This is a genomic window from Vibrio sp. 03-59-1 (assembly GCF_013114135.1).
Lineage (GTDB): Bacteria > Pseudomonadota > Gammaproteobacteria > Enterobacterales > Vibrionaceae > Vibrio > Vibrio cortegadensis.
The window spans coordinates 354,035-360,558 of sequence record NZ_VTYA01000004.1 but is presented as its reverse complement, the minus strand read 5'-3'; the positions used below and the strand labels follow the sequence as shown (position 1 = coordinate 360,558).

Below are 6,524 nucleotides of genomic sequence, written 5' to 3'. Positions count from 1 at the left end.
ATTTCGCGAAAGAAACGACGCAAATGACGAAGACACAAATTCTTGGTCAGGCATCAAGCTCAATTCTTGCTCAAGCGAAACAAGCGCCTAACTCAGCGTTAAGCTTGCTAGGCTAAATGTTAGGTTAAATGTTAGGTTAAAGCTTAACGATAAAATAGAAGCCAAGTAATGTTACTTGGCTTTTTGCTTATCTGGATTTATTCATAGCAACTCTTATTACCTATGGGGTGTCTGGATTGACACGACATAGGTAATAACGTTGGTATTTCTAGTGGGTTAACTACAGGTGTACAGGAGAAAGGTATCGGTTAGATGATTTCACTCAATACTAATACATCTGCGATGATCACTCAGCGGTATTTTAGCGACGCTGCTTCTGAAACATCTGACACGCAGCGAAAATTGAATTCAGGCTATCGGATAAACTCTGCAAGTGACGATGCCGCAGGAATGCAAATATCAAATACCTTAAGCACACAAACTCGGGGTATTGATGTTTCGTTGAGCAATGCCGCCAATGCCTACTCGGTTGCTCAAACGGCAGAGAGTGCGCTTCAAGAAAGCAGTGAAATGCTGCAGCGGTTACGATCATTATCGCTACAATCATCCAACGGTTCAAACTCTCAAGATGATCGTGATGGGATCCAGCATGAGGCCAGTGCATTAAAAGATGAACTAAACAGAATTGCTCAAACGACCACTTTTGCAGGTAAAAATCTGTTTAATGGCTCATTTGGTTCCCAGAGCTTCAACATTAGCCCAAATGCTGACTCTATATCACTTCATTTAAAAAATATGAGTACCAACCTTCCAGAGACGGGAGGGCATTATTACATTGCAAATGAAAGTGTTGATGAAACTTGGCAAGTTCCTAAAAGCAATCTCTCATTGAATGTGAAGTATGACGATGTGAGTGGGGAGAAACAAAATCAACAGATTCGACTGAAGGCTGGTGATAGTATTAATGAGGTCGCGACTTACATTAATTCTCAACAAGATATTGTGAACGCATCTGTTACCGAAGATAGGAAGCTTCAATTGTTTATGGGGGCGTTGAGTGCTCCCAAGGGTTTTGATGTTTCGGGTAGTTTGAATGAACAGCTTGATTTTGAAGGCGGTGATTTACTCACGCTTGATGATTTAGACTTAAGTTCGCTAGGGCAGTCACAGTTGGGCGTATCGCTTGTCGATACGGCGATGAAATATGTCGATTCACACCGCAGTGAAATTGGTAGTTTTCAAAATCGAGTAGAAGTCACCATTGATAACCTGCATAGCATAAATCAGAACATGACCGCGTCTAAAAGCCGAATTAAAGATGCCGACTTTGCCAGAGAATCTGTTAATCAGTTTAAATCTCAAGCCTTACAACAAGCGACATCGACTTTATTGGTTCAAGCTAAACAGATCCCTAGTGCAGCATTAGGCTTATTATCTTAGTTTATTTCCTTAGTTTACTAGATTGGTTTTACTGGAATAAAAAAAATGCTGCCATTAGGCAGCATTTTTACGTTTTAGAGTAGCTAATATTACTTAGTTACGCGCAGTACTGGTGTTTCACCAACAACAACAGAACCAGCAAGTTTGTTCAACTCTTTGATTTCGTCCATGTTAGAGATAACAACTGGAGTCAGTGTTGATTTTGCTTTCTCTTCAAGAAGCGCAAGATCAAATTCGATAACTGTGTCACCAGCTTTAACTGATTGGCCTTCTTCAGCGATACGCTTGAAGCCTTCGCCTTTTAGTTCAACAGTATCGATACCGAAGTGAACAAAAAGCTCAACGCCATCATCAGACTCAATAGAGAATGCGTGGTTAGTTTCGAAGATTTTACCGATAGTACCGTTTACTGGAGCTACCATTTTGTCGCCAGTAGGTTTGATCGCGATACCGTCACCAACGATTTTTTCAGCGAAAACTACGTCTGGCACATCTTCAATGTTTACGATCTCACCAGATAGAGGTGCGATAATTTCGATTGCACCCGCGTCAGCGCTATCGTCAGATACTAGTTTCTTAAGTTTGTCAAACAGACCCATGTCTTGCTCCTAAAGAATATTTTTGAATCAACCAATTATATTAGTTGTTTGTCTTTTCTGCGATAAATTTTTCAACGCAAGCTTGAATTTCTGCCGCTGTAGGCAGAGAAAGTGCTTCTTCAGCCATCGCTTTTACTTCAGAGAAGTTTGAGTTACGGATAACTTTCTTCACTTTAGGGATAGATATTCCGCTCATACTGAACTCATCTAGACCCATACCAAGTAGAAGTAGAGTAGCACGTTCGTCGCCAGCAAGCTCGCCACACATACCAGTCCATTTACCTTCTTTATGAGATGCATCAATAACTTGTTTAATAACAGTTAAAACAGCTGGAGAAAGTGGGTTGTAAAGATGAGAAATCATCTCGTTACCACGGTCTACTGCAAGAGTATATTGAGTTAAGTCATTTGTGCCAATAGAGAAGAAACTAACTTCTTTCGCTAGGTGATGAGCAATCGCAGCTGCTGCTGGAGTTTCAACCATAACGCCAATTTCGATCTCTTCATCGAAGGCCAAACCTTCAGCTCGAAGTTCAACTTTATATTCTTCAATCGCTTTTTTCAGTTCACGGATTTCTTCAACAGAGATAATCATTGGGAACATGATACGTAGTTTTCCGTGTGCAGAAGCACGCAGGATGCCACGTAGTTGGTCACGTAAAATTTCACGACGATCTAGACTGATACGAACAGCGCGCCAGCCTAGGAACGGGTTCATTTCTTGTGGAAGATCCATATAAGGTAGATCTTTATCACCACCGATATCCATAGTACGGATAATCACTGATTCACCATGCATTGCTTCCGCTACTTCTTTATAAGCAACGTACTGCTCTTCCTCAGTAGGAAGGGCATCGCGATCCATGAATAAGAATTCTGTACGGTACAGACCAACGCCTTCACCACCGTTACGGATGATGCCATCGCAATCTTTTACTGTACCGATGTTACCGCAAACTTCTACTTGATGATCATCAAGAGTGATTGCTGGTAAATCTTTAAGTTTAGCTAGTTCAGCTGCTTCTGCTTCAAAATCGGCTTTGATTTTTTGAGCTTCTGCTAATTCAGCGTCTGATGGGTTTACGATGATTTTATTGTTCATCGCATCTAGCACAAGCATGTCGCCATTCTTGATTTGCTTCGTAATATCGTTAGTACCAACGATAGCTGGAAGTTCAAGTGAACGAGCCATGATTGAAGTATGAGAAGTACGACCACCGATGTCACAAGCGAAACCAAGAACGTAATCTAGGTTGATTTGTGCAGTTTCTGACGGTGTTAGATCGTAAGCGACTAGGATCACTTCTTCATTGATATCACTGATAGATACAATGTTGATGCCTAGTGCATTTTTAACAAAGCGCGTACCGATATCACGGATATCTGTTGCACGTTCTTTTAGGTATTCGTCATCAAGAGATTCAAGAGCGACAGCTTGTTCTTCGATCACGGTATGGATCGCGTTGTCTGCATGCATCTTGTCTTTTTTGATAAGGGCTAAAATTTCTTCTTCTAGCTCTTCATCTTCCAGCAACATGATGTGGCCTTCAAAGATTGCTTCTTTTTCTTCGCCAAATGTTTCAAGTGCTTTTTGTCTAACGATTTCTAATTGTTGAGAAGATTTGTTACGAGCATCAAAAAAGCGTTGAACTTCTGCTTCTACTTGATCGTCAGAGATAGAGTGAGTATTTAGGACAATTTCATCTTCTTGAAGTAGTAGTGCTTTACCAAAAGCAATACCTGGAGATGCTAGGATGCCTGAAATCATAGCTTTACCTTAAGTTGGTCAACTGTAAACGGGAGAATGAGTGCTATTTGCTAACGTTAATTATAGCGCCAATGATCGGTTATATTTAATAAAGCCACTTCGCAATAGCAAAATGGCTTTTAAATATAAATCAATTATTAGTGTAGTTGGTCCATAAGAGCAACTAGGTGATCAACTGCAGGTTGAGCTTGTGGGCCTTCTGCTGAAATAGTCACTACAGTGCCTTTTACTAGGCCAAGAGTTTGCAGTTTGAAAAGGCTTTTCGCGCTAGCGCTTTTGCCGTTAGAAGTTACAGTGATGTCTGCGTCAAATGCTTTAGCTTCTTTAACAAACTGTGCAGCAGGACGTGTGTGAAGACCATTTTCTGCTGTAATTTCTACTTGCTTCTCGTACATGTGATATACCCCAATTAATTTATTTTTGTATGATTATTAACCATTTCAGCTTAACCGTTTTAACCTGTTCCGGCTAGGGAAGAAGTTTCTCAATCGTATTAGAACTGATACTAGTTTAATTTTTTTCAATCGCAAATTTGATTAAACCAAACCTGCGATCAATGAAAATGTGTATTTTGCTTCTTTTATTTTGAAGCTTAAAATAATACAGGGCTGATATTACCAAAGGTGGAGTCAGGATCAACAAAAAAGCCCCATAAAGGGGCTTTTTTAAATTAAAAATTGATTTGACCACATATTATTGTTGGTTCTCTTTCTCGGTAAAAACACCTGAAAACAGAGCCGTGCTGAGGTAACGCTCACCAGAGCTTGGTAAGATGGTTACAATGGTTTTCCCTTCAAATTCAGGTAGTTCAGCTAATCTGTTGGCCGCAACAACCGCTGCTCCAGAAGAGATTCCCGCAAGAATTCCTTCCTCTTCCATTAGGCGTTGAGCCATCTCAATCGCTTCATCTGAAGTGACGGCTTCTACACGGTCAATTAGCTCTAAATCGAGGTTTCCAGGAATAAATCCGGCACCAATACCTTGAATCTTATGTGGCGCAGGTGTGATTTCTTGCCCTGCGAGAGCTTGGGCGATCACTGGAGATTCAGCTGGTTCTACAGCGACAGAGACAATGGCTTTGCCTTTTTCACCTTTAATGTAACGACTTGTTCCCGTTAATGTACCACCTGTACCCACACCAGAAACGAATACATCAATCTCGCCATCAGTCGCGTCCCAAATTTCAGGGCCTGTCGTTTTTTCGTGAATCTGCGGGTTAGCTGGGTTGTTGAATTGTTGTAACAGTAAGAACTTACTTGGGTCGCTTGCCACAATCTCTTCTGCTTTTGCGATAGCGCCTTTCATGCCTTTTGGTGCTTCAGTAAGAACTAAGTTAGCCCCAAGAGCCTTGAGAAGTTTACGACGCTCTAAACTCATTGATTCAGGCATTGTCAGAGTTAACTTATAGCCACGAGCTGCCGCAACAAAAGCTAAAGCAATACCAGTATTACCACTTGTTGGTTCTACGAGTTCAATTCCCTGCTTTAAAGTACCCGCTTTTTCAGCTTCCCAAATCATATTGGCACCGATACGGCATTTCACACTGAAGCTTGGATTACGTGCTTCGATTTTAGCGAGTACTTTGCCTTTACTTACTTTGTTTAAACGCACAAGGGGAGTGTTACCAATAGTTAGGCTGTTATCTTCGTAAATTTTGCTCATTATGATGTTCCTTCATGTATGTTCTAAACAACTGGGTATCTTAGATGGTCGCCAATTGTTGGGTAGCGTTTGGAGTCGTACTGAGAGCTTATGTTAGAACAAAAAAATGGAGAAGGATTAAAAAGTTATATCTTATGGGAGGTTGGTAGATTAATGGGAGAACCACGAGAGAGTTCTCCTCATTTTGTAGGAATTCAGTGGTTTATTTGTGGAAATCTTTATATTCGGCAACCCAAAGAGCTGTCGCACCACAAACGGCAATTGGCATAACAAATAGATTCAGCACTGGTATGGTGGTGAACACTGACACTAAAGCACCAAAGCTATAAGCTTTCGTCTGTTTTTGTTTCAAATTGTTTCTCATGGTAGAGAAATCGATTTTATGGTTATCGAAAGGATAATCACAGTATTGAATCGCTAACATCCAAGCCGTGAATAAAAACCACAATATAGGACCTACTGTTTGGCCAAGAGCGGGAATGAGCAATATTAAAAAGAGTCCAATAGCTTTTGGTAAGACATAACGTAATTTGCGCCATTCGCGAGCAAGAATGCGCGGCGTATCTTTTAGCACGTCCATCAGGCCATCATCATTGACTTTCTGACCAGATAGCTTCATCTCTACTTTTTCAGCTAATAGACCATTAAATGGAGCCGCTATAAAATTGGCTAGCGTACTGAAGAAGTAAGAGAAAGTAGCCAGAATGGTTAATACAAGAAGCGGCCACAAAAGATAACTTAACCATGAAAGAAATTCAGGAAGTTGCCCCATCCAGTTGGTTATCCAAGCATCAAGGTTTGAAAATAGGAAAAACAACGCCCCGCCGACTAGTACGATATTTGCGAGAAGTGGAAGTAATACATATTGGCGAATGCCCGGTGTTAGGGCTAACTCTAATCCATAAAAGAAATAGCCAAAACCTGATCTTTGTTTGTTCTCTGAGTTCATAATGTTTTATATTTTACCGTAAATGACTTTTTGTATTGTACTTAACCAAATTTAGAAGAAAAGCATGATGAAAATCTCAGCATGTGGGGAACTTCTCACATTAAGT

Annotated in this window: 7 protein-coding genes; 2 read left to right on the top strand and 5 right to left on the bottom strand. The window is 40.7% G+C overall.

From position 1 onward, the window contains the following. A partial coding sequence (locus tag F0249_RS06375; protein ID WP_253825283.1) for a flagellin occupies positions 1 to 116 on the top strand: 116 nt, incomplete at its 5' end. Between the two features lie 196 nt (positions 117 to 312). After that, positions 313 to 1,440 carry a flagellin gene (locus F0249_RS06370; protein ID WP_017053293.1) on the top strand — a complete coding sequence of 376 codons (1,128 nt, stop codon included), beginning with the start codon at positions 313 to 315 and terminating at the stop codon, positions 1,438 to 1,440. Between the two features lie 89 nt (positions 1,441 to 1,529). On the opposite strand, the gene crr is transcribed toward F0249_RS06370, so the two are convergent. The 5 genes from crr to cysZ all read right to left on the bottom strand — a co-directional run bounded on the left by crr (position 1,530) and on the right by cysZ (position 6,418). Continuing rightward, positions 1,530 to 2,039, bottom strand: coding sequence for a PTS glucose transporter subunit IIA (crr, locus tag F0249_RS06365; RefSeq protein WP_017053292.1), 510 nt, complete (start codon positions 2,037 to 2,039; stop codon positions 1,530 to 1,532). A gap of 40 nt (positions 2,040 to 2,079) precedes the next feature. Beyond that, the gene (ptsI, locus tag F0249_RS06360; protein WP_113795817.1) at positions 2,080 to 3,807 is read right to left on the bottom strand and encodes a phosphoenolpyruvate-protein phosphotransferase PtsI; all 1,728 of its coding nucleotides are present in this window, start codon (positions 3,805 to 3,807) and stop codon (positions 2,080 to 2,082) included. A 137-nt stretch (positions 3,808 to 3,944) separates the two neighbouring features. Beyond that, on the bottom strand, positions 3,945 to 4,202 hold the full coding sequence (locus tag F0249_RS06355) for an HPr family phosphocarrier protein (protein WP_113795818.1): 258 nt from the start codon (positions 4,200 to 4,202) through the stop codon (positions 3,945 to 3,947). 298 nt (positions 4,203 to 4,500) lie between these two features. After that, the gene (gene cysK / locus F0249_RS06350; protein WP_017053289.1) at positions 4,501 to 5,469 is read right to left on the bottom strand and encodes a cysteine synthase A; all 969 of its coding nucleotides are present in this window, start codon (positions 5,467 to 5,469) and stop codon (positions 4,501 to 4,503) included. A 202-nt stretch (positions 5,470 to 5,671) separates the two neighbouring features. Next, positions 5,672 to 6,418, bottom strand: a complete 747-nt coding sequence (cysZ, locus tag F0249_RS06345) for a sulfate transporter CysZ (protein ID WP_113795820.1) — start codon at positions 6,416 to 6,418, stop codon at positions 5,672 to 5,674. Positions 6,419 to 6,524: the final 106 nt, after the last annotated feature.